Here is a 20,935-nt window from a genome sequence, read left to right as displayed (position 1 = left end):
CCCTCTGCCCAGGAGAGCCCCGATGACGATCACGCCCGAGTCCCGCCCGCAGCTGCCCGTGGTGGCCACGCCCCACTACGCCCGCGGCAAGCGTGCTGCGGCGACGTGCCGGTTCAAGTGCGCCGACGCCTGCGCGCACCCCGCGCCGAACCTCAGCGCCAACGAGTACTTCCGCGACATCGCCTCGCGGGCGCTGAGCCGCCGCGTGATGCTCGGCGGTGCTGCCGCTGCGGCGGCGGCCGTCGTCGTCGGTGCCCAGGCCCTCGGCGCCCCGCCCGCTGCGGCCTCCGTCGCGGGGAAGAAGCCGATCAAGGGCCTCGCGTTCGGCGCCATCGCCGCCCAGCCCATGGAGCAGGACGCCGTCGTCGTCCCCGAGGGCTACGCGTGGTCGCCGATCATCCGGTGGGGCGACCCGATCCTGCCGGGCGGACGCGCGTTCGACCCCGCGCACCAGACCCCCGAGCAGCAGGCCCGGCAGTTCGGCTACAACTGCGACTACCTGGACATCCTGCCCGAGGACCCGCAGCACATCCGGTCCATGGTCGAGACCCGCCGCGGGACGAAGGGCGTGCTCGTGGCCAACCACGAGTACACCAACCCGGACATCATGTTCGACGCCTCCTACGACGCCGCGACGCGGCGGGCCATCGAGCGGGCCGCGCACGGCATGTCCGTGGTCGAGGTGACCCGTGACAAGACCGGTACGCCGTGGGAGTACTCGCGCATCGCCCCGCTGAACCGCCGCATCCACCTGGGCACCGAGTTCACGATCGACGGCCCCGCCGCCGGCGACGACCTGCTCAAGACCGTCGCCGACCCCACGGGCACGAAGGTCTTCGGGACGCTGAACAACTGCGCCGGCGGCACGACCCCGTGGGGCACCGTCGTCTCCGGCGAGGAGAACTTCCACGGGTACCTGCGCGTCAACGGTCAGGACGCGCGCGACGCCCGCTACGGCCTGCGCAACACGGCCACCCGCTACGGCTGGGAGCTGGACGACCCGCGGTTCGACGGCAACAACCCCGGCTACGAGAACGAGAACCGCCGCTTCGGCTGGGTCGTCGAGATGGACCCGTACGACCCGACGGCCGCGCCGGTGAAGCACACCGCGCTCGGCCGGTTCAAGCACGAGGGTGCCAACGTCATCCTGGCCGCGGACAAGCGCGCCGTCGTCTACATGGGCGACGACGAGCGGTTCGACTACGTCTACAAGTTCGTCTCGACCGACCGCATGCGCGAGGGCAACAGCGCGGGGGCGCGCGCCCACAACAAGACACTGCTGTCCTCGGGCGACCTGTACGTCGCGCGGTTCGACGGCGACTCCCCGGCCTCGGAGATCGACGGCTCGGGCGCGGTGCCCTCCGACGGCGCCTTCGACGGCACCGGCGAGTGGCTGCCGCTGGTGCTCGACGGCGAGTCGCAGGTGGACGGCATGTCCCTGGCCGAGGTGCTGGTCTTCACCCGCGTGGCGGCCGACACCGTCGGTGCCACCAAGATGGACCGCCCCGAGGACGTCGAGCCGAACCCGTTCACCGGCCGCATCTACGTCGCCTGCACCAACAACTCGAACCGCGCCCGCGACGGCTACCCGGGCGTCGACGAGGCCAACCCGCGCGGGTCGAACCGCGACGGCCACGTCGTGGAGATCATCGAGGACGGCGGCGACCAGACGGCCACCACGTTCACCTGGAACCTGCTCATCGTGGCCGGCGACCCCGAGGTCAACGACTCGACCTACTTCTCCGGCTTCCCGGCCGACAAGGTCTCGCCGATCTCCTGCCCGGACAACGTCGCCTTCGACGCCGACGGCAACCTGTGGATCTCCACCGACGGCCAGCCGTCGTCGATCCAGAAGAGCGACGGCCTGTTCAAGGTGACGCTCGACGGCGCGCAGCGGGGCCGGGTCGAGCAGTTCCTCGCCGTGCCGCGCAGCGCCGAGACCTGCGGTCCGGTCGTCGACGTGCGGGACTCGATGGCGTACGTCAACGTCCAGCACCCGGGCGACGACGGCAGCTGGGGCGCGCAGACGTCGTACTTCCCGGACTACCTCGCCGAGGGGGAGCCGGTCCCGGCCGGTGCCTGGCGCGGTCCGCGGCCGTCGACGATCCAGGTGTTCCCGGCCGGTGCCGGGGAGACGCCGCGCGGGCAGCACCAGGGGCCCGGCCCCTTCCGCGAGCCCCGCGGCGGCCGCTGAGTCAGGACACGCTTCGCCGAGTCAGGGCGGATCCGCACGAGTCAGGGCCCGGCCCGTGCGGATCCGTCGGCGGTGGCCGGGGAAGGGCCCCTGACTCGCCAGGACCGGTACTGACCCGCGAAGATTTGTCCTGACCCGCGGAAAAGTGCCCTGACCCGGGGAAGAGTGCCCTGACCGGGTGAGATCGGTCCTGATTCGCGGAATGCGGGACGGGGGCGTCACGGTTCGTAGACTTGATGACCGTGACAGACCCTGGGGCGCCCGGCGCCTACCTCGACCACGCCGCGACGACACCCATGTCGTCGGCGGCGCTCGAGGCGTACGTCGCCGAGGCCTCCCGCACCGGGAACGCCTCGTCCCTGCACTCGGCCGGCCGCTCCGCCCGGCGCACCGTCGAGGAGTCGCGCGAGTCCGTCGCCGCCGCCCTCGACGCCCGCCCCAGCGAGGTGATCTTCACCGGCGGCGGCACCGAGTCCGACAACCTCGCCGTCAAGGGCATCTTCTGGGGGCGTCGCACCCAGGACTCCCGCCGGCGGCGCGTGCTGATCTCCGCCGTCGAGCACCACGCGGTGCTCGACCCCGCCTTCTGGCTGGCCGGGCATGCCGGGGCCGAGATCACGCTGCTCGACGTCGACGACGAGGGCCGCATCGACCTCGACGCCCTCAAGGCCGAGCTCGCGAACGCCCCCGAGGAGATCGCGCTCGTCTCGGTGATGTGGGCGAACAACGAGGTCGGCACCGTCCAGCCGATCCGCGAGGTCGTCCGGCTGGCCCACCAGCAGGGCGTCCCCGTGCACACCGACGCCATCCAGGCCGTCGGCCAGGTCGAGGTCGGGTTCGCCGCCTCCGGCGTGGACGCGCTGACCGTCACCGGGCACAAGCTCGGCGGACCGGTCGGCGTCGGCGCGCTGCTCGCCCGCCGCGACCTCCCGCTGGAGGCCGTCTCCCACGGCGGCGGCCAGGAGCGCGGCGTGCGGTCCGGCACCCTCGACGGCGCCGCCATCCACGCGTTCGCGGTCGCGCTGCACGACGCCGTCACCCACCGCGCCGAACGTGCCGAGCGCCTCGCCGAGCTGCGCGACGCCCTGGTCGCCGGCGTCCGCTCGGTGGTGCCCGACGCCGTCCTGCGCGGTCCCGACCCGGCCGCCACCGCGGCCTCGGGCGGCCCGGCCCGGCTGCCGGCCAACGCGCACTTCACCTTCCCGGGCGCCGAGGGGGACTCGCTGCTGTACCTGCTCGACTCCGCCGGGGTGCAGGCGTCGACCGGCTCGGCCTGCCAGGCCGGGGTGCCGCAGCCCAGCCACGTGCTGCTCGCGATGGGGGTCGACGAGGCCGACGCCCGCGGTGCCCTACGGTTCTCCCTGGGCGCCACGTCCACGCGCTCCGACGTCGACCGGCTGCTCGAGGCGCTGCCCCAGGTCGCCGACCGCGCCCGTGCCGCGGGTCTGGTCTCCACCCGCCCGCTGACCGGAGGTGCCGCATGAGGGTCCTGGCCGCCATGTCCGGGGGAGTGGACTCCGCCGTCGCCGCCGCGCTCGCCGTCGAGGCCGGGCACGAGGTCGTCGGGGTGCACATGGCCCTGAGCCGCAACCGCGACCAGTTCCGCACCGGGTCCCGGGGGTGCTGCTCCATCGAGGACGCCGGGGACGCCCGCCGCGCCGCCGACGTGCTCGGCATCCCGTACTACGTGTGGGACCTGTCCGAGACCTTCGAGGAGACCGTCGTCGCGGACTTCCTGTCCGAGTACTCGGCCGGCCGCACGCCCAACCCGTGCGTGCGCTGCAACGAGCACATCAAGTTCACCGCGCTGCTCGACAAGGCCACCGCGCTGGGCTTCGACGCCGTGGCCACCGGCCACTACGCGCGCATCGAGCACGGCCCCGCCGGCCCCGAGCTGCACCGCTCGCCGAACGACGCCAAGGACCAGTCCTACGTGCTCGCCGTCATGGGCCCCGAGCGGCTCGCCCGCTCGGTGTTCCCGCTGGGCCACTTCGCCACCAAGGACGAGGTGCGCGCCGAGGCCGAGCGCCGCGGGCTCTCGGTCAGCGCCAAGCCGGACTCCTACGACATCTGCTTCGTGGCCGACGGCGACACCCGCGGGTTCCTGCGCGACCGCCTCGGCGAGAAGCCCGGCGAGGTCGTGGACACCGACGGCACCGTCGTCGGCGAGCACCGCGGCGCCTTCGCCTACACGATCGGCCAGCGCAAGGGCCTCGGCCTGGGCCGCCCCGCCGCCGACGGCAAGCCCCGCTACGTCGTCGACGTCGACACCGAGTCCAACACCGTCGTCGTCGGCCCCTCCGAGCTGCTCACGGTCGACCACATCGACGCGGGCCGGGCGACGTGGCTCGTCCCGGCCCCGAACGACTGGACCGACGTCACCGTCCAGGTGCGCGCCCACGGCCGGGCGGTCCCCGCCCAGGTCCGGGCGACGTCCGACGGCGCGGCGGGCCTGGAGGTCCGGCTCGGCGAGCCGCTGCGCGGGATCGCGTCCGGGCAGTCGATCGTGGTCTACCGCGGCACCCGGGTGCTGGGCCAGGGCACCGTCTCCGGCGCACGCCGCGCCGGTGCCGTGTCCAGCGCCGCCCCGACGGCCACCGTGGCGCACGCGTGACGGCGGTCAGCGGGCACGGGCCCTGGCCCGGGGGAGAGCGCGACGTGCTGGATGCCCAGCAGACCGTGCTCGGGGACCTCGCCGACCTGCCCACCGGCGTCGAGCCGATCCCGTTCCTCGTCCAGCTCGCGGGCCGTGGTCCGGGTGCGGGGGCGACCGCCCGGACCTCGCTGCTGCTGGCCGAGCACGCCGTCGAGCTCGGCCCGCACGGCTGGAAGCTCGCGGACCACGACGGCGTCGACGCCCGCCGCGCTCGGTCCCTGCTGGCCGAGGACCTCACCACCCTGGCGATCGCCGGGCACGGGTACACGGGGCCGCTGGCCGTCGAGGTGACGGGCCCGTGGACCCTCGCCGCCGAGCTGTGGTCCGCGCGGGGCGACCGGGTGCTGGCCGATGTCGGCGGGCGGGCGGCCCTCACCGAGGCGCTGGCCGTGGGACTGGCCGTCCATGTCGCGCAGGTGCGTGACCAGGTGCCCGGCGCGGACGTCGTCGTGCAGCTCGCCGAGCCGCTGCTCGGGCAGGTGCACGCCGGCGTGCTGCCGACCTTCTCCGGCTTCTCGCGCCTCCGCGGGGTGCCCGGTCCGGACATCGTGGAGGGTCTGCGCCCCGTGGTCGAGGCGGTGCACGACGCCGGTGCCCGGGTCGTCGTCCACCTCGGCGGCACGTGGGTGGGGATCCCGCCCGTGGTGCTCGCCGGAGCCGACGCCATCGGTCTGGACCTGGCCGACGTCGCCCCCGAGGGCTGGAACGAACGTGCCTGGGAGCTCGTGGCGCGGGCGACCGAGCGCAAGGTCGGGCTCTGGGCGGGCCTGCCCCCGGCCAGGGTGTCGCAGTGCGCAGGCCCCGAGCTGGGCGGTCTCGTGCGGCTCGTCGCCGAGCCGTGGCGCCGCATCGGGCTGCCCGCCGCCGGGCTGGAGTCGGTCACCGTCCTGGCGGCCCCGCGGCGCACCCCCGGCTCGGTGGACGACCACCGGGCGGGACTGGCGAACCTGGGCCGGGTGGCCGAGGCGCTCGCCGAGCGCGCCGCGGACTGACCCCGCGCCACCCCTCGCAGATGGTTGCCTCAGCCATCTGACCTGCGGATGTGTCCTGTCTCTCGCCCTGGGCGCCTTGTGGTCTGACCACATCTTGTGAAAGTCTTCACTTGTCAGATCCGGAGGCCGAGGAACGGCCACAGCCCCACAGGGGAGGGCGACATGAGCACCGACACCACCACGACCAGCGCCGCACCGGAGGTCACGCCGACCGACGTCCCGGCAGTCGAGCCCCCGGCGCCGGAGGTCGCCGTCGACGCGATGGTCCAGCGCGGGCTCAAGGCGCTGGCGGCCTACGCGACGCTGACGCAGGAGGACGTCGACCACATCGTCAAGAAGGCGTCGGTCGCGGCGCTGCGGGAGCACGGCAACCTGGCCCAGCTCGCGGTCGACGAGACCGGGCGTGGTGTCTTCGAGGACAAGGCCACCAAGAACATCTTCGCCTGCGAGCACGTCACCCACTCGATGGCCGAGCTCAAGACGGTCGGGGTCGTCGCGCGCGACGAGCTGCGCGGCATCGTCGAGATCGCCGAGCCCGTCGGGGTTGTCGCGGGCATCACCCCGGTCACCAACCCGACGTCGACCGCGATCTTCAAGAGCCTCATCGCCCTCAAGACGCGCAACCCGATCATCTTCGCCTTCCACCCCAACGCCCAGCGCTCCTCCGCGGAGGCCGCCCGGATCGTGCGCGACGCCGCGATCGGGGCCGGCGCGCCCGAGGACTGCATCCAGTGGGTCACCGAACCCAGCCTCGCCGCGACCAGCGCGCTGATGCACCACGACGGCGTCTCGCTGATCCTGGCCACCGGCGGCAACGCCATGGTGCGCGCCGCCTACTCCGCCGGGAAGCCCGCCCTCGGCGTCGGCGCCGGCAACGTCCCCGCCTACATCGAGAAGACCGCGAAGATCGGCCGTGCCGTCAACGACGTCGTCCTGTCCAAGGGCTTCGACAACGGCGTGGTCTGCGCCTCGGAGCAGGCCGTCATCATCGACGACGAGGTCTACGACGAGGTGATGGACGGTTTCCGGACCATGCACGCCCACGTCGCCTCCCCCGAGGAGAAGGCCCGGCTCGAGGAGTACCTCTTCGGCGCCTGCGCCGACACGGCCGCCTGCAGCGGTGCCAAGCTCAACGCCGCCGCCGTCGGCAGGTCGGCGGCCTGGATCGCCGAGCAGGCCGGCTTCGAGGTCCCGGAGGACACCTCGGTGCTCCTGGCCGAGATCTCCGGCGTCGGGCCGCAGGAGCCGCTGAGCCGCGAGAAGCTGTCGCCCGTGCTCGCCGTGCTGCGCTCGCGCAGCACCGACGAGGGTGTCCGCCTCGCCGAGCAGATGGTCGAGTTCGACGGTCTCGGCCACTCGGCGGCGATCCACACCACGGACGCCGGGCTCGCCGAGCGGTTCGGGCACGCCGTCAAGGCGGTGCGGGTGCTGTGGAACCAGCCCAGCGCCCTGGGCGGCATCGGGGACATCTACAACGCGCTCATCCCGTCGCTGACGCTGGGCTGCGGCTCCTACGGGCACAACTCGGTGTCGAACAACGTCAGCGCCGTGAACCTCGTCAACATCAAGCGGGTCGCGCGGAGGAACAACAACATGCAGTGGTTCAAGGTGCCGCCGAAGACGTACTTCGAGCCCAACGCGATCCAGTACCTGGTCGACATGCCGGACGTCGAGCGCGTCACCGTGGTGACCGACGGCGTCATGCAGTCCCTCGGGATCGTCGACAAGATCCTCGACGTGCTCCAGCGCCGCGCGAACAAGGTCGCCGTGCAGATCATCGACACCGTCGAGCCCGAGCCGAGCGTCGAGACGGTCGAGCGCGGTGCCCTGCTGATGCGTGACCACCGCCCGGACACGATCATCGCGATCGGCGGTGGTTCGCCGATGGACGCCGCGAAGGTCATGTGGCTCAAGTACGAGCACCCCGAGGTGGCCTTCAGCGACCTGCGCGAGAAGTTCTTCGACGTGCGCAAGCGGGCGTTCCGGTACCCGGAGCTCGGCGAGAAGGCCCAGCTGGTCTGCATCCCGACGTCCTCGGGCACCGGGGCGGAGGTCACCCCGTTCGCCGTGATCACCGACCACTCGACCGGGTTCAAGTACCCGCTGGCCGACTACGCACTGACCCCGTCGGTGGCGATCGTCGACCCGGTGCTCACCGCCACGATGCCGGCGAAGCTCGCCGCCGACTCCGGCATGGACGCGCTGACCCACGCCACCGAGGCCTTCGTGTCCGTCTACGCGAACGACTTCACCGACGGCCTGGCGCTGCACGCGATCAAGCTGGTGTTCGAGAACATCGGCACCTCCGTCCTCGAGGGCGGCGAGGCGATCGAGGCGCGGGAGAAGATGCACAACGCCGCGACGATGGCGGGCATGGCGTTCGGCAACGCGTTCCTCGGCATCGTGCACGCGATGTCGCACACCGTCGGTGCCACGTTCAAGCTCGTGCACGGGCGCACCAACGCGATCTTCCTGCCGCACGCGATCCGCTACAACGGCCTCATGCCGGGCAAGGTCACCGGCTGGCCGAAGGCCGAGCGGTACGTCGCCCCGGAGCGGTACCAGCAGATCGCGAAGCACCTCGGGCTGCCGGCCGCCACCCCGGCCGAGGGCGTCGAGTCCTACGCCCGGGCGGTCGAGGAGCTGACGCGGAGCATCGGCATCGAGCCGTCGTTCCGGGCGCAGGGTGTCGCCGAGGAGGCCTTCATCGGCGGGCTCGACACGCTGGCGATGCGGGCCTACGAGGACCAGTGCGCACCGGCCAACCCGCGGCTGCCGATGCTGCAGGACATGAAGGACATCATGGTCGCGGCCTACTACGGCACCACCCAGAAGGCGGCTGCCGAGGCGCGGAAGTCCGACGGCGGGTACACCTCGCTCGGTCGCTGACCACGACGCCCCCCGCACGTCCCGGCAGGGCACCGGACCACGAGCCGGTGCCCTGTCCCGTGCGTGCGCGGCGTGCTTCACCGGCGGTTCGCGCCCCAGGTGCCGATAACCTGGGGTGGGGGCCGGCCGGTTCCCGTGCCGACCCGAAGGACCCCGGATGCCCGCCCTGCGTGCCGTGCTCTTCGACCTCGACGGGGTCCTGACCCCGACGGCCGAGGTCCACATGCGGGCGTGGGAGCGGCTCTTCGCCCCCTACGCCACGGCCCACGGCCTGGAGCCCTACACCGAGGCCGACTACTTCGCCCACATCGACGGCAAGCCCCGCTACGACGGTGTCGCGACGTTCCTCGCGTCCCGGGGTGTCCGGATCCCGCACGGCACGGCCGACGACCCCCCGGGCGAGGACACGGTCTGCGCGCTCGGCAACCGCAAGGACGAGATCGTCAACCGGATGTTCGTCGAGGAGGGTGTCGACCCGTACCCCGGCTCGGTGCGGTTCCTGGACGCCGTCACCGGCGCGGGTGCGCGGGTCGCCGTCGTCTCGTCGTCCAGGAACGCGCCGGCCGTGCTCGCCGCCGCGGGCCTGGCCGACCGGTTCGACGTGGTCGTCGACGGCAACGTGGCGAACCGGGAGGGCATCGCGGGCAAGCCGGCGCCCGACACCTACGTGCGCGCCGCTGAGCTGCTCGGCGTCCCCGTGGCGGAGTCGGTCGTCGTCGAGGACGCGATCTCCGGCGTCCGCGCCGGCGCCGCCGGACCCTTCGGCCTCGTCCTGGGGGTCGACCGCGGAGTGGGCGCCGAGGCGTTGCGCGAGCACGGCGCCGACCTCGTCGTGGCCGACCTGGGTGAGGTCGACGCCTCGGTGCTCGACGGACCCAGCCCCCGGGGTGCGGCGTGAGCTTCAAGACCCCTGACGAGGAGAGGACCGTCGACCGGCAGCGGTTCCCCGCGGAACCGTGGCGCCTCGTCGAGACGAGGTACTCCGACGAGGACCTCGGCACGACGGAGACGCTGTTCGCCGTCGGGAACGGCTACCTCGGCATGCGCGGGAACGTCGAGGAGGGGCGCGAGTCCTTCGCGCACGGGACTTTCGTCAACGGCTTCCACGAGACGTGGCCGATCCGCCACGCCGAGGAGGCCTACGGGTTCGCCAAGGTGGGCCAGACCATCGTCAACGTGCCCGACACCAAGGTCATCCGGCTCTACGTCGACGACGAGCCGCTCCTGCTGTCCGTCGCCGACCTCCTCGAGTACGAGCGGTCGCTCGACCTGCGTGACGGGATGCTGCGTCGCGACCTGCTGTGGCGCACGCCGTCGGGCAAGCTGGTGCGGGTGCGCTCGGACCGCATGGTCTCGTTCGTCGAACGGCACCTCGCCGTCATGACCTTCGAGGTGACCCTCCTCGACGCGGCCGCGCCGGTCGCGATCTCCTCGCAGATCCTCAACCGGCAGGACGGGGAGGACGAGTACCACGTCAGCTCCGCCGCCCTCGGCGAGGGGTTCGACCCCCGCAAGGCGGAGGACTTCCGGGGCCGGGTGCTCCAGCCCCGTGCGCAGTGGGGCGACGACGAGCGTCTCGTGCTGGGCTACCGGTGCACCAACTCCGGGATGACCCTCGCGGTGGCGGCGGACGACCGGTTCGAGACCGAGAACCAGTGGACCGTCCGCACCCAGGTCGAGGAGGACCTCGCCAAGCACGTGTTCCGCGTCCAGGCGGAGCCGGGACGTCCGATCCGCCTGACGAAGACCGTCGCGTACCACACCTCGCGCGGTGTCCCGCCGCGCGAGCTGGTCGACCGCTGCCGGCGCACGCTCGACCGGGCGGCGGACGGCGCGCTGGCGGCGCGGTACGCCGACCAGCGGGCCTGGCTGGACGCCTTCTGGGAGCGGTCGGACGTCGAGGTCGGCGGCCAGGAGGAGATCCAGCAGGCGGTGCGCTGGAACCTGTTCCAGGTCGCGCAGGCCACGGCGCGCAGCGAGGGGAGCGGGGTGCCGGCCAAGGGGCTGACCGGGTCGGGGTACGGCGGCCACTACTTCTGGGACACCGAGATCTACGTCCTGCCGTTCCTGACGTACACGAGCCCGCGGTTCGCCCGCAACGCGCTCCGTGTCCGCTACCACATGCTCGACGCCGCCCGCCGGAGGGCGCGGGAGCTGTCCCAGCGCGGTGCGCTGTTCCCGTGGCGGACGATCAACGGGGAGGAGGCGTCGGCCTACTACGCGGCGGGCACGGCGCAGTACCACATCGACGCCGACGTCAGCTATGCGCTGCTCCAGTACGCCCGGGCGACGGGTGACACGGACTTCCTGCACCGCGAGGGCGTGGACATCCTCGTGGAGACCGCCCGGCTGTGGGCGGACCTGGGGTTCTGGCGTGCCAACGGCGACCACCTCTTCCACATCCACGGTGTCACCGGCCCGGACGAGTACACGACGGTCGTCAACGACAACCTCTTCACGAACGTCATGGCCCGCTTCAACCTCCGCGCCGCGGCGCACGTCGTGGGAGCCCTGCGCAGGGAGGACCCCGACGAGTACGAGCACCTGGTCAAGCGGCTGGGGCTCGAGCCCTCGGAGCCGATGGAGTGGGCGCGCGCGGGCGAGCGGATGGCCATCCCGTTCGAGGAGGGCGTCGGCATCCACCCGCAGGACTCGCACTTCCTCGAGCGGGAGATCTGGGACCTGGCCCGCACCCCGCGCGACCGGCGGCCGCTGCTGCTGCACTACCACCCGCTGGTGATCTACCGCTTCCAGGTGCTCAAGCAGGCCGACGTCGTCGCCGCGATGGTCCTGCAGGGCCACCTGTTCACCCCCGCGCAGAAGCTCGCCAACTTCGAGTACTACGACCCGCTGACGACGGGGGACTCGACGCTGTCCGGCGTCGCGCAGTCGATCATCGCGGCCGAGGTCGGGTACCACCGGCTGGCGCTGGACTACTTCCTGTCGTCCCTCTACGTCGACCTCGCGAACCTGCACGGCAACGCCGCCGACGGTGTGCACGTGGCCTCGGCCGGCGGGACGTGGGCCGTCCTGGCCAGCGGGTTCGGCGGCATGCGCGACCACGACGGCGACCTGACGTTCGACCCGCGGCTGCCGCGCGGCTGGGAGTCCCTGAGGTACCGCCTGACCTGGAAGGGCACGCGGCTGCGGGTGACCGTGCTGCCGGGATCGATCGAGCTCGTGGCCGAGTCGGGCGACGAGGTCACGGTCGCGGTGCGGGGCGAGGAGGTCAGGGTCCGTCCCGGGGTGCCCGCGACGGTCCCGCTCGCCGGCCAGGGACCCGTGCGCCACGGGCGTCCGGGCCGCCGGGCGCTGGCGGGTCACCGCCGTGCGGACGGCACCCTCATCACGGCGATCGTCCCGCACGCCTGACCGGCGGCCCGCCGCGCGGGCCCGTCAGGAGAGCCGGTCGCGCAGGAACGTCCACGCGAGAGCGGCCATGTGCGCGGCCTGGGCGTTGTTCGCCGCGCCGCCGTGCCCGCCCTCGATGTTCTCGTAGTACGTGACGTCCTGGCCGGCGGCGAGCATCTTCGCCGCCATCTTCCGCGCGTGGCCCGGGTGCACCCGGTCGTCCTTCGTCGAGGTCGTGAGCAGCACCGGGGGGTACTCCCGTGCCGGGTCGTGCCGGTGGTACGGCGAGAAGGTCTGCAGGAAGTCCCAGTCCTCGGGCACGTCCGGGTCGCCGTACTCCGCCATCCACGAGGCGCCGGCCAGCAGGTGGGAGTACCGCCGCATGTCCAGCAGCGGGACCTGGATGACCACGGCACCGAACAGCTCGGGGTACCGGGTGAGCATGTTCCCGGCGAGCAGGCCGCCGTTGGAGCCGCCCTGCGCACCGAGGTGCTCGGGCGTGGTGACGCCACGCGCGACGAGGTCGCGGGCCACGGCGGCGAAGTCCTCGTACGCGCGGTGCCGCTTCTCGCGCAGGGCGGCCTGGTGCCACGACGGCCCGTACTCGCCCCCGCCGCGGATGTTCGCGACGACGTACACCCCGCCCCGGGCGAGCCAGGCACGGCCGACCGTGCCGGAGTACCCGGGCAGCAGCGGGATCTCGAACCCCCCGTACCCGTACAGCAGCGTCGGTGCCGTCCCCGGACCCGACCCGTCGGCCGGCCGCACGAGGTCGGAGCGTCCGACGACGAAGTAGGGCACGCGGGTGCCGTCGTCGGAGGTCGCGAAGTGCTGCTCGGCGACCATCCCGGAGGCGTCGAAGAATGCGGGCGCGCTCTTGAGGACCTCCGGGTCGCGTGGTCGCTCCCCAGGCCCGACGACGGTGGCGAGCGCGAGCGTGGTGGGCTCGAGGTACCCGCTGCGGGTCACCCAGACGTCGTCGCTGTCGACGGCCGAGACCGCCCGGACGCCGACGGTGAGCAGCTCGCCCCCGACGGGCAGGTCGCCACGGGCCCAGGGGGACCGGGGGTCGTCTCCGGTGTCCAGGTCCGGCGGGGTGAGGGTGTACGCGGAGTGCGCGACGTCCTCGAGGACCGTCACCACGAGGTGGTGCCGCGTCCAGGCACCGCCGACGAGCGACGTCGACGGGGTGGGCTCGAAGAGCACGGTGAGGTCCCGCGAGCCGGCGAGGAAGTCGTCGAGCACGACGGCGAGCAGGGCGCCGCCGGGGTAGGTGCGGCCGTCGACCTCCCAGTCCTCGCGCAGCTCGATCGTCAGCCACTCGCGATGGAGACCCGTCTCGGCGCTGAGGGGCACGTCGAGGCGCACGAGCTCCTGCCCGGGGGTCCCGACGCCCTCGACGAGGTACGTCTCGGACCGGTAGAACGCGATCGACCGGCGGACCAGGTCGCGTTCGAAGCCGGGCGTCCGCGAGCGGCTGCCCATGACGGCCATGTCGTCGGTCGAGCCCTCGTAGACGACCGGGGCCGACGTCAGTTCCGTCCCGCGGCGCCAGAGCACGACGGTGCGCGGATAGCCGGACGACGTCGTCGTGCCCTCGCCGAGGTCGGTGAACGCGTACACGGTGTCCTCGTCCGCCCACGCGAGCCCGCCCTTGGCCAGCGGGCGGTGGAACCCGCCGTCGGCGGCCGGGACGAACCGCTTCTCGACCAGGTCGAACTCGCGCGTCACGTCGGCGTCCGACCCGCCGGGGGACAGGTCGACCAGCGCCCGGCGCCACGGCTCCCCGGCCGCCAGCTGCTCCGGGGTCGGGCGCAGCACCGAGGCGCCGTGCCAGACCCACGACTCGTCCTCGGCCTCCGCCAGGGCGTCGAGGTCGAGCACCGTCTCCCACGCGGGGTCCTCGCTGCGGTACGAGTCCGGCGTCGTGCGACGCCACAGACCGCGCTCGTGCGTGGCGTCGCGCCAGAAGTTGTAGAGGTGGTCGCCGATCAGGGACACCGCGGGGATGCGGTCGTCCGAGTCCAGCACCTCGCGGACCGCCGCTCGCGTCCTGGTCAGGTCCGCCCCGCCGAGCGCCTGCTGGGCGTGCTCGTTGCGCTGCCGGACCCAGTCGAGCGACTCGTCGCCGACGACGTCCTCCAGCCAGGCGAACGGGTCGGTGTCGGGGTCCGGGGCGTCGGGACGGGCGGCTGGCGGGAGCGGGTCGGCACTCATGCGGGGACCCTATCCCGGTGTCGTCCGCCCGACGGTGGGGCGCCCTTTCGCGCGCGGGTCCCCTGTGGTAGAAACACCCTGGTCAGGGGGCCGACACCCCCACAGTCCGTCCGGGGGGTTCGCGGAACCCGCCATCCTGCCGACCGGGGGTGCGGTGAGCACGACGACCTCAGTCAGACCGCCCGTGATGGGTCGCGTCCTGGCGGCCGTGTGCGTCGCCGCGATGGTGCTGTGCATCGCGGCCCTGCCGCTGCTCGGCCAGCGGGGTCCCGGCTGGTCCGTGTGGGTCGTGGGCGCCGCCGCGCTGCTGCTGCCGGTCCTCGCCGCCGTCCTGCTGTCGGGGGCGGCACGCCGCGAGGACGCCGCGTTCCGTGCGCTGGCGGCCGAGCGCGACGAGCTGGCGGTCGCCCTGGACGAGACGTCCCGCGACCTGGAGGACACCCGGCGCGCCGCGGAGGCGTTGGAGGCGGAGCGGGCCGGCGAGCGGGCCGCCGTGGAGACGGCGGTCATCGCGCTGAGCCGCAAGGTGCAGGCGTCGGCCCACCGCATCCAGGAAGAGGCCACCCGCATGGCGCAGCGGCACGCGGCCGACCACGACGTGCTCGAGACCTCCATGCGTGTCGACCACGCGGCCGCCCAGCACGCCCGCCAGGCGCAGAGCCTCGTCGCGCTCTGCGGCCAGCGCCGGCCGGGCCAGGCCTGGGACGCCCCGCTCGCCCTGCCGGACGTGGTCCGCGGGGCCGCCGGGAGGATCACCGCGTACGGGCGGGTCGAGGTCTCCGGCGACCCCGGGCTCGCGGTGACCGGTCGGGCCGTCGAACCGTTGATCCACGTGATCGCCGAGCTGCTCGCCAACGCCACGCAGTGCTCCCCGCCCAACACCCAGGTGCTCGTCGTGATCCGGCAGGTGCAGCGCGGCGCCGTCATCGAGATCGACGACTGCGGCGTGGGCATGGACCCGCGGGAGCTGGACCGCGTGCGGCGCATCGCGGCCGGCGAGCACGAGATCACGATCTCCGACCTGGGCGAGGTCCCGCAGACCGGGCTCGCGGTCGTGGGGACGTACGCCCGCTCGCTGGGCCTCCGGGTCGAGCTCGCCGACTCCGTCTACGGCGGTCTGCGAGCGGTCGTCCGCATCCCGGAGGAGATCACCGAGACGGTCGACAACGTGCCCGACGTGCTCGCGGCGAGCGTCGACGAGCCGCCGCCGGTCCCCGCACCGGTCGGCGCCGACGTCCCCGAGGCGCTGACGGACCCCCGGTCCGCCTCCGACCCGGTCTCCTCCGCGGGCCCGCCCGTGCTGCCGCAGCGCCGTTCCCGTCGCGCCGCGACGGACCGCACCCCGACCAGCGGCCCCGGCATCCCCTCTGTCCAGGCACCTTCCACCGCACCGTCGGCGCCCCCGGCGCCGGAACCGACGGCCGAGGAGGCCGGTGCCTGGATCGGCGCTTTCTTCGCCGCCACCGACGCAGCGCCGCTGCAGGACACGGACACCCATGATCCGTCCGACGCGACGGGACCTCGGAGGACAGATGACGACGCAGAGCAGCGCTGACACGCCGCCCGCGACCGACCACCCGGACAGCTGGATGCTCGACCTGGTCTCGGGGGTCCGCGGGGTCCGGCACGCCGTCGTGCTGAGCTCGGACGGCCTGGTCAAGGTCCGCACGGACGTCACGGACCCCGACACCGCCGACAAGGTCGCCGCGGCCTGCGCCGGCCTCGTCGCGCTCGGGCTGTCGATGGGCCGGGAGTTCGGCGAGGGCGACCGGCTGCGCCAGGTCGTGGTCGAGTTCGGCGGCGGGTTCCTCTTCGTCCGCGGTGCCGGCGACGGGTCCCGGCTCGCCGTGGTGACCGACGCCGGCGTCGACCCGGGCCTGGTCGCCCAGCAGATGCAGGCCCAGGTGCTCATGATCGGCGAGCGGGCGCTCGGCACGGACCCGGTCGGGGCCTGAGGGGGGCGGACGATGGACACCGAGGGTTACCGCGACCACCCGGTGCGTTCGTACGTCCTGACCGGCGGGCGGTCCCGCCCGACCCGGAACACCCTGCGCCCGGAGACGCTGCTGTGCACCGTCGACGACGGGCGCGAGCTGCCGAGCCACGCCGGCCGGCACCAGCACACGCTGCTGCGCACCTGCCGCGGGACGCTGGCGCTGGCCGAGGTCGCCGCCTACCTGCGTCTGCCGGTGAGCCTGGTGGCGGTGCTGGCCTCCGACCTGCTCGACGGCGGCTTCCTGGCGCTGCGCTCGACGGCGACGCACGACCTGCCCGACACCGAGCTGCTCGAGGAGGTGCTCGATGGACTCCGCAGCCTCTGACCCGGCCGGCACCGCACCGGCCCGGGCGCGACACCTCGCCGCGACGGTCAAGCGATCCGTCAAGGTGCTGGTGGTCGGCCCGTTCGGCGTCGGCAAGACGACGCTGATCCAGTCCGTCAGCGAGATCCCGGTGCTCAGCACCGAGGAGAGCATCACCACGGCGAGCGTCGGCGTCGACCGACGCACGGGGGAGAAGTCCACCACCACCGTCGCGATGGACTTCGGGCGGGTCACGGTCGGCGGTGACACCGCGCTCTACCTGTTCGGCACCCCGGGGCAGCGCCGCTTCTGGGACCTGTGGTCCGGCCTGGCGGACGGGGCGGTGGGCGTCCTGGTGCTGGTCGACACCCGCAATCTCGCCGACAGCTTCGAGGTCCTGGACCAGCTCGAGGACCACACGCAGCTGCCGCTCACCGTCGTCGTCAACGAGTTCCCCGGCGCCCCGCGGCACAGCGTCGAGGAGGTGCGCACCGCGCTGGACCTGCCGGCCGGCACGCCCGTGGTCAGCGGTGACGTCCGGGGTCGCCCGCGGGCCGTCCAGGCGCTCACCACGCTGGTCGCCCACGCGCTCGAGCAGCGTGCACGCCAGGCCGCGGCGGCATGAGCATCACCGCCGCGGGACGGGTGGTCCGCCTCGAGGACGTGGCGGACCGGCCCTTGCTGGCCGATCTCGCGGGCGCACCCGACCCGCACCAGCGCTACGACGCGCTGCGGTCGCGGTGGGGTGCCGTCGCCCCGGTCGACCTGGAACCGGGGGTGCCCGCCTGGCTCGCGCTCGGCTACGACGAGGTCAGCAGCCTCCTGCGCGACGAGGTGCACTTCACCCGGGAGTTCCGCCGCTGGCGCTACGAGCAGGAACGCCTGGTCGCCTGGAGGTCGCCGGTCCGGGCCGTCCTGGCCTCCCGTGACTCGCTCCTCGACGTCGACGGGGCCGAGCACCGGCGCTTGCGCGGGCCGGTCCAGGACGCGCTCGCGACGCTCGACGAGCGCCGTCTCGCCCGCACCGTGACCGTGGCCTGCACGTCGGCCCTCGACCGGTTGGCGGCGCGCGGCGGGGGTGACCTGGTCGCCGACTACGCCGTCGACGTGCCGGTCCGGGTCCTCGCCGACCTGCTGGGGATGAACCTCGCCGACGCCCGCCGGATGCACGAGCTGACCGTCGCCCTCGGCGCCGGCGGCGAGGACGCCCCGGACGCGGCGGACGAGATGGAGAACCTGCTGGCCACGATGGTCGCCGGTCGGCGCGCCGAGCCCGGCGACGACCTCGCCTCGGCCCTCATCGCGGACCCGCGCCACCAGCACGACCTGGAGCTCATGGGCGCCGTCGGCGCGCTGTTCCGGACCGCGCACGACGCCGCGACCGCCGCCGCGGCGAGCGCGATCCGTCGGGTCGTGGCCGACCCGGCGTTCGGCGCGCGGCTGCACGGCGGGCGGCTGTCCCTGGACGACGCGCTGGACGAGATCTCCCGCCGGGAGCCGCCGATGCCGCACCTGCTGCCGCGCTACGCGATCACGGACACGGTGCTCGGCGGCCAGCCGATCGCCGCCGGCGACGCGGTCGTGCCCGCAGTGGTGGCGGCCAACGGGGACGACGCCGTGCAGGCGGTGGACCCGTGGGAGCAGGTCGACTCCCGGTTCCACCTCACCTGGGGCCTGGGCGCGCACGCCTGCCCGGCGCACCGCACCGCCCCGCTGATGACCCGGCTGATCGTCGGGCACGTCGTGGCGCGCGTCGACGAGATCGAGCTGGCGACGGAACCGGACCAGGTGCCCGTCGTGCGTTCCGCGTGGTTCCGCTACCCGCGCGAGCTCCCGGTCCGGTTCCGCTGACCGCGGCTCAGGCCGACGTCGTGACCCGTTCCCGGACCGTGTCCGCGACCCGACGGTAGGCACCCGGGTCCACCGGCAGCAGCCACTGGGCCACCCGGGTCCGGCGCGGCAGGTCGACGTCGAGGTCGCGCATCATCTCGTCGATCTGGTGCAGGGAGAAGGGGATGACGTTCGTGCCCCGGGCGTGCCGGCCCTCGGTGCGCTTCTCCATCCAGTCGACCCTGTCGGCGACGTGCTCGCGCCGGACCTCGTCCGGGGGCAGGTCCATCGCGCCCGCGAGGTGGGCGGCGGTCCAGACGGCGGCCATCTCGGCCGACAGCGGGCTGAACAGGGACGAGTTGTACCCGGCGAAGGTCAGGTGCGGCACGTCGTGGGGGAGCACCTGCCGGTAGAGCTGGAAGTTGCCCCGGTCGTCGAGGAGCCGCGCGGTCAGGTCGGCGTCCAGGAACGGCACGCGCTGGTGGAACCCGGTGCCGCACACCACGAGGTCGGCGCGCACGGTGTCGCCGTCGCTGAGCACGGCCACGGGGGCGCCGTCGTCGTCCGTGGCGAACCGCTCGATCTCGGTGTCCCGGTGGACGACGATCGTGCCGTCGGCCACCTGCTCGTAGAAGCCGTCCGTGGCGAGGGAGACCGTCGACCGGGCGATGTCGGAGAACTCGCCGCGCGGGACCAGACCCAGCTCGTCCAGGTGCAGCTGCTTGCGCGAGACGGTGCCGACGCTGGAGACCATCGACCGCCGGACCGGGTCGCCCGCTCCGTGCAGGAAACGCTCCATCGAGCCGTCGAGCGTCTGGTAGCGGAACAGCGCCTCCCCGAGGCGCGTCAGCAGCAGGTACTTGTAGTTCAGCGCCTTGCCCAGCTTCTTGGGCAGCTTCCACAGCAGCTGGCGTGCGACGACGGAGGTCGAGGCGGCGACGGGGCCGATCTCGGCCGCCACGTCGCAGGCGGACTTGCCGTAGCCGACCACCACGACGTGCTTGTCGCGGGCGTCCTCGACCGACCCGATCTGGCCGGAGGCCACGACCTTCCCGCCGGCCCGCAGGAGCTGCGCCATCCCCTCGAACCGGGGGATGACGGGGTCGGAGAAGATCCCGTTGGCCACCACCAGGTGGTCGAAGCGCTCCGGGTCGCCGACCGCCTCGCCGCTGCGGCGCGCGGTGACCAGCCAGCCGTCCTCGGCGTCCGTCAGCTCGGCGCGCACGACCTCGGTCGACAGCCGCAGCGACCCGGCCAGGTCGTTCACCGCGACGTACTGCTCGAGGTAGGCCTGGACCTGCTCACCGCTGGGCCACTCGGGGTAGTCCTTCGGCATGGGCAGGTCGGTGAAGGAGTACGAGTCCTTGTTGTTCTGGGTGAACAGACCCTGGTACCGGCGGGTCGAGCTCCAGACGCCGCCGACGTCGGGGGCCTTCTCGAACACGGCGACCTCGTGGCCGAACTCGCGGAGGGTCTTCACGCTGGCCAGTCCTGCGAACCCGGCCCCGACGACAGCGATCTTCATGAGCGTCCTTGGATCGATTCGGTCTCAAACGCCTGAATCGTAGCGGGGCGGACACTCCGGGCGATAGGTCTGACCAGCGATGATCTCCTCAGGCCGCGGCCGCGAGCGACTCCAGGCCGGTCCCGGTGACCCGGCCGCGCTCGAGGAGGTGGCGGCTCACGCGGTCACGGCGACACCGGTCGGCGGCGAGCCGTCGGGCGACCGCCCGGTGACCGCCCCGGCCCGTCACCGCCGCCAGGTCGGCGTCGACGTGGAGCAGGTCCCACAGCGCCGACTGGGTGCCCAGCGGCACGGCCGCGCCGTCGGCGCCGGAGATCGCACCGATCGTGGAGACGTACAGCGACCACGGCCCGTCGTGCCCGGCCAGGTGCAGGCCGTCCGCGCCCGAGCGGCGGACGTAGCTGTGCTCGGTCACGTCCAGCGCCACGACCTGCTCCGTCGTGAGGAGGGAGACGACGACGGCGCTGCGGACGTCGGACGCCCTGCGCGGGACGGCGGCGACGTAGCCCGCCGGGTTGACGCGGGGGATGTGCCCGACCGACACGTGGGAGAGCGCGCCGTGCAGCATGGGCACCGTCGTGCTCACGCCCAGCCGGGTGAACTTGCGGTGCATCACCCCGGGAGCGGCGTTGGAGCCGATGGCGACCACCGCGTGCCGGTGGCGTCGCGCGGGGACGCGGGCGCGTGCCAGCAGCTCGTCCAGGGAGGTGCCGTCCTCACCGACCCAGGTGCCGCCGTCGTGCCGGAGCGCACCGAAGGTGCCGTCGTGCAGCAGGCCCGACGTGGGAGCGGCCGGGCCCGGGTAGTGCCAGGGCGTCACCCGCAGGTCGACGTCGATGCCCAGGTCGGCGAGCGTCGTGGACATGGCTCCATCCTCCCAGAGGTGCACCGTGGGCCGGCTTCACCCGGGTGAGATCTGCGCGAGGGGCCGTCCCGCCCGACCGTGGCGCAGATCACATCCGTAGTCTCGAGAGAGGTCGG

15 protein-coding genes are annotated in these 20,935 nt (G+C 73.4%); 12 read left to right on the top strand and 3 right to left on the bottom strand.

Going from position 1 to position 20,935, the window contains the following annotated elements:
• The first annotated feature begins 22 nt into the window (after window positions 1-22).
• The 7 genes from Q6349_RS00125 (at window position 23) to Q6349_RS00095 (ending at window position 12,103) form a co-directional block, all read left to right on the top strand.
• Complete coding sequence (locus Q6349_RS00125) at window positions 23-2,194, top strand: PhoX family phosphatase (RefSeq protein WP_304602368.1); 2,172 nt, start codon at window positions 23-25, stop codon at window positions 2,192-2,194.
• A gap of 236 nt (window positions 2,195-2,430) precedes the next feature.
• Complete coding sequence (locus Q6349_RS00120; protein ID WP_304602367.1) at window positions 2,431-3,678, top strand: cysteine desulfurase family protein; 1,248 nt, start codon at window positions 2,431-2,433, stop codon at window positions 3,676-3,678.
• On the top strand, window positions 3,675-4,808 hold the full coding sequence (gene mnmA / locus Q6349_RS00115; RefSeq protein WP_304602366.1) for a tRNA 2-thiouridine(34) synthase MnmA: 1,134 nt from the start codon (window positions 3,675-3,677) through the stop codon (window positions 4,806-4,808). The genes Q6349_RS00120 and mnmA overlap by 4 nt, the downstream gene beginning before the upstream one ends.
• Complete coding sequence (locus tag Q6349_RS00110) at window positions 4,805-5,842, top strand: hypothetical protein (protein WP_304602365.1); 1,038 nt, start codon at window positions 4,805-4,807, stop codon at window positions 5,840-5,842. Before mnmA ends, Q6349_RS00110 begins: the two co-directional genes overlap by 4 nt.
• Before the next feature lie 162 nt (window positions 5,843-6,004).
• Window positions 6,005-8,731: a bifunctional acetaldehyde-CoA/alcohol dehydrogenase gene (adhE, locus tag Q6349_RS00105; protein ID WP_304602364.1), complete on the top strand. Its 2,727-nt coding sequence runs from the start codon at window positions 6,005-6,007 to the stop codon at window positions 8,729-8,731.
• 157 nt (window positions 8,732-8,888) lie between these two features.
• Window positions 8,889-9,629 (top strand): HAD family phosphatase, encoded by a 741-nt coding sequence (locus Q6349_RS00100; RefSeq protein ID WP_304602363.1) that lies wholly within the window; start codon window positions 8,889-8,891, stop codon window positions 9,627-9,629.
• Complete coding sequence (locus Q6349_RS00095; RefSeq protein ID WP_304602362.1) at window positions 9,626-12,103, top strand: glycoside hydrolase family 65 protein; 2,478 nt, start codon at window positions 9,626-9,628, stop codon at window positions 12,101-12,103. The genes Q6349_RS00100 and Q6349_RS00095 overlap by 4 nt, the downstream gene beginning before the upstream one ends.
• A 24-nt stretch (window positions 12,104-12,127) precedes the next feature.
• Here Q6349_RS00095 and Q6349_RS00090 read toward each other — a convergent pair whose 3' ends face one another.
• On the bottom strand, window positions 12,128-14,299 hold the full coding sequence (locus Q6349_RS00090; RefSeq protein WP_304602361.1) for a prolyl oligopeptidase family protein: 2,172 nt from the start codon (window positions 14,297-14,299) through the stop codon (window positions 12,128-12,130).
• Window positions 14,300-14,486: 187 nt separating this feature from the next.
• Between Q6349_RS00090 and Q6349_RS00085 the strand changes: the two genes are divergently transcribed.
• From Q6349_RS00085 to Q6349_RS00065, 5 genes are read left to right on the top strand one after another with little or no spacing between them, the layout of a single operon-like run.
• Window positions 14,487-15,854 carry an ATP-binding protein gene (locus Q6349_RS00085; protein ID WP_304602360.1) on the top strand — a complete coding sequence of 456 codons (1,368 nt, stop codon included), beginning with the start codon at window positions 14,487-14,489 and terminating at the stop codon, window positions 15,852-15,854.
• Window positions 15,832-16,254: a roadblock/LC7 domain-containing protein gene (locus tag Q6349_RS00080; RefSeq protein WP_216077205.1), complete on the top strand. Its 423-nt coding sequence runs from the start codon at window positions 15,832-15,834 to the stop codon at window positions 16,252-16,254. The genes Q6349_RS00085 and Q6349_RS00080 overlap by 23 nt, the downstream gene beginning before the upstream one ends.
• A 12-nt stretch (window positions 16,255-16,266) precedes the next feature.
• A complete protein-coding gene (locus tag Q6349_RS00075) occupies window positions 16,267-16,620 on the top strand; it encodes a DUF742 domain-containing protein (protein ID WP_171245552.1) in 354 nt (117 codons plus the stop codon).
• Window positions 16,601-17,224 (top strand): ATP/GTP-binding protein, encoded by a 624-nt coding sequence (locus Q6349_RS00070; protein ID WP_304602359.1) that lies wholly within the window; start codon window positions 16,601-16,603, stop codon window positions 17,222-17,224. The genes Q6349_RS00075 and Q6349_RS00070 overlap by 20 nt, the downstream gene beginning before the upstream one ends.
• The gene (locus tag Q6349_RS00065; protein ID WP_304602358.1) at window positions 17,221-18,450 is read left to right on the top strand and encodes a hypothetical protein; all 1,230 of its coding nucleotides are present in this window, start codon (window positions 17,221-17,223) and stop codon (window positions 18,448-18,450) included. Before Q6349_RS00070 ends, Q6349_RS00065 begins: the two co-directional genes overlap by 4 nt.
• 7 nt (window positions 18,451-18,457) lie before the next feature.
• On the opposite strand, the gene Q6349_RS00060 is transcribed toward Q6349_RS00065, so the two are convergent.
• Both Q6349_RS00060 and Q6349_RS00055 read right to left on the bottom strand, forming a co-directional pair.
• Window positions 18,458-19,954 carry an NAD(P)/FAD-dependent oxidoreductase gene (locus Q6349_RS00060; protein ID WP_304602357.1) on the bottom strand — a complete coding sequence of 499 codons (1,497 nt, stop codon included), beginning with the start codon at window positions 19,952-19,954 and terminating at the stop codon, window positions 18,458-18,460.
• An 88-nt stretch (window positions 19,955-20,042) separates the two neighbouring features.
• Complete coding sequence (locus tag Q6349_RS00055) at window positions 20,043-20,819, bottom strand: hypothetical protein (protein ID WP_304602356.1); 777 nt, start codon at window positions 20,817-20,819, stop codon at window positions 20,043-20,045.
• Window positions 20,820-20,935: the final 116 nt, after the last annotated feature.

Source organism: Isoptericola sp. 178 (assembly GCF_030586525.1).
Taxonomy (GTDB): Bacteria; Actinomycetota; Actinomycetes; order Actinomycetales; family Cellulomonadaceae; genus Isoptericola; species Isoptericola sediminis.
The sequence above is the reverse complement of the archived record's forward strand: the minus strand, read 5'-3'. Positions and strand labels throughout refer to the sequence as shown.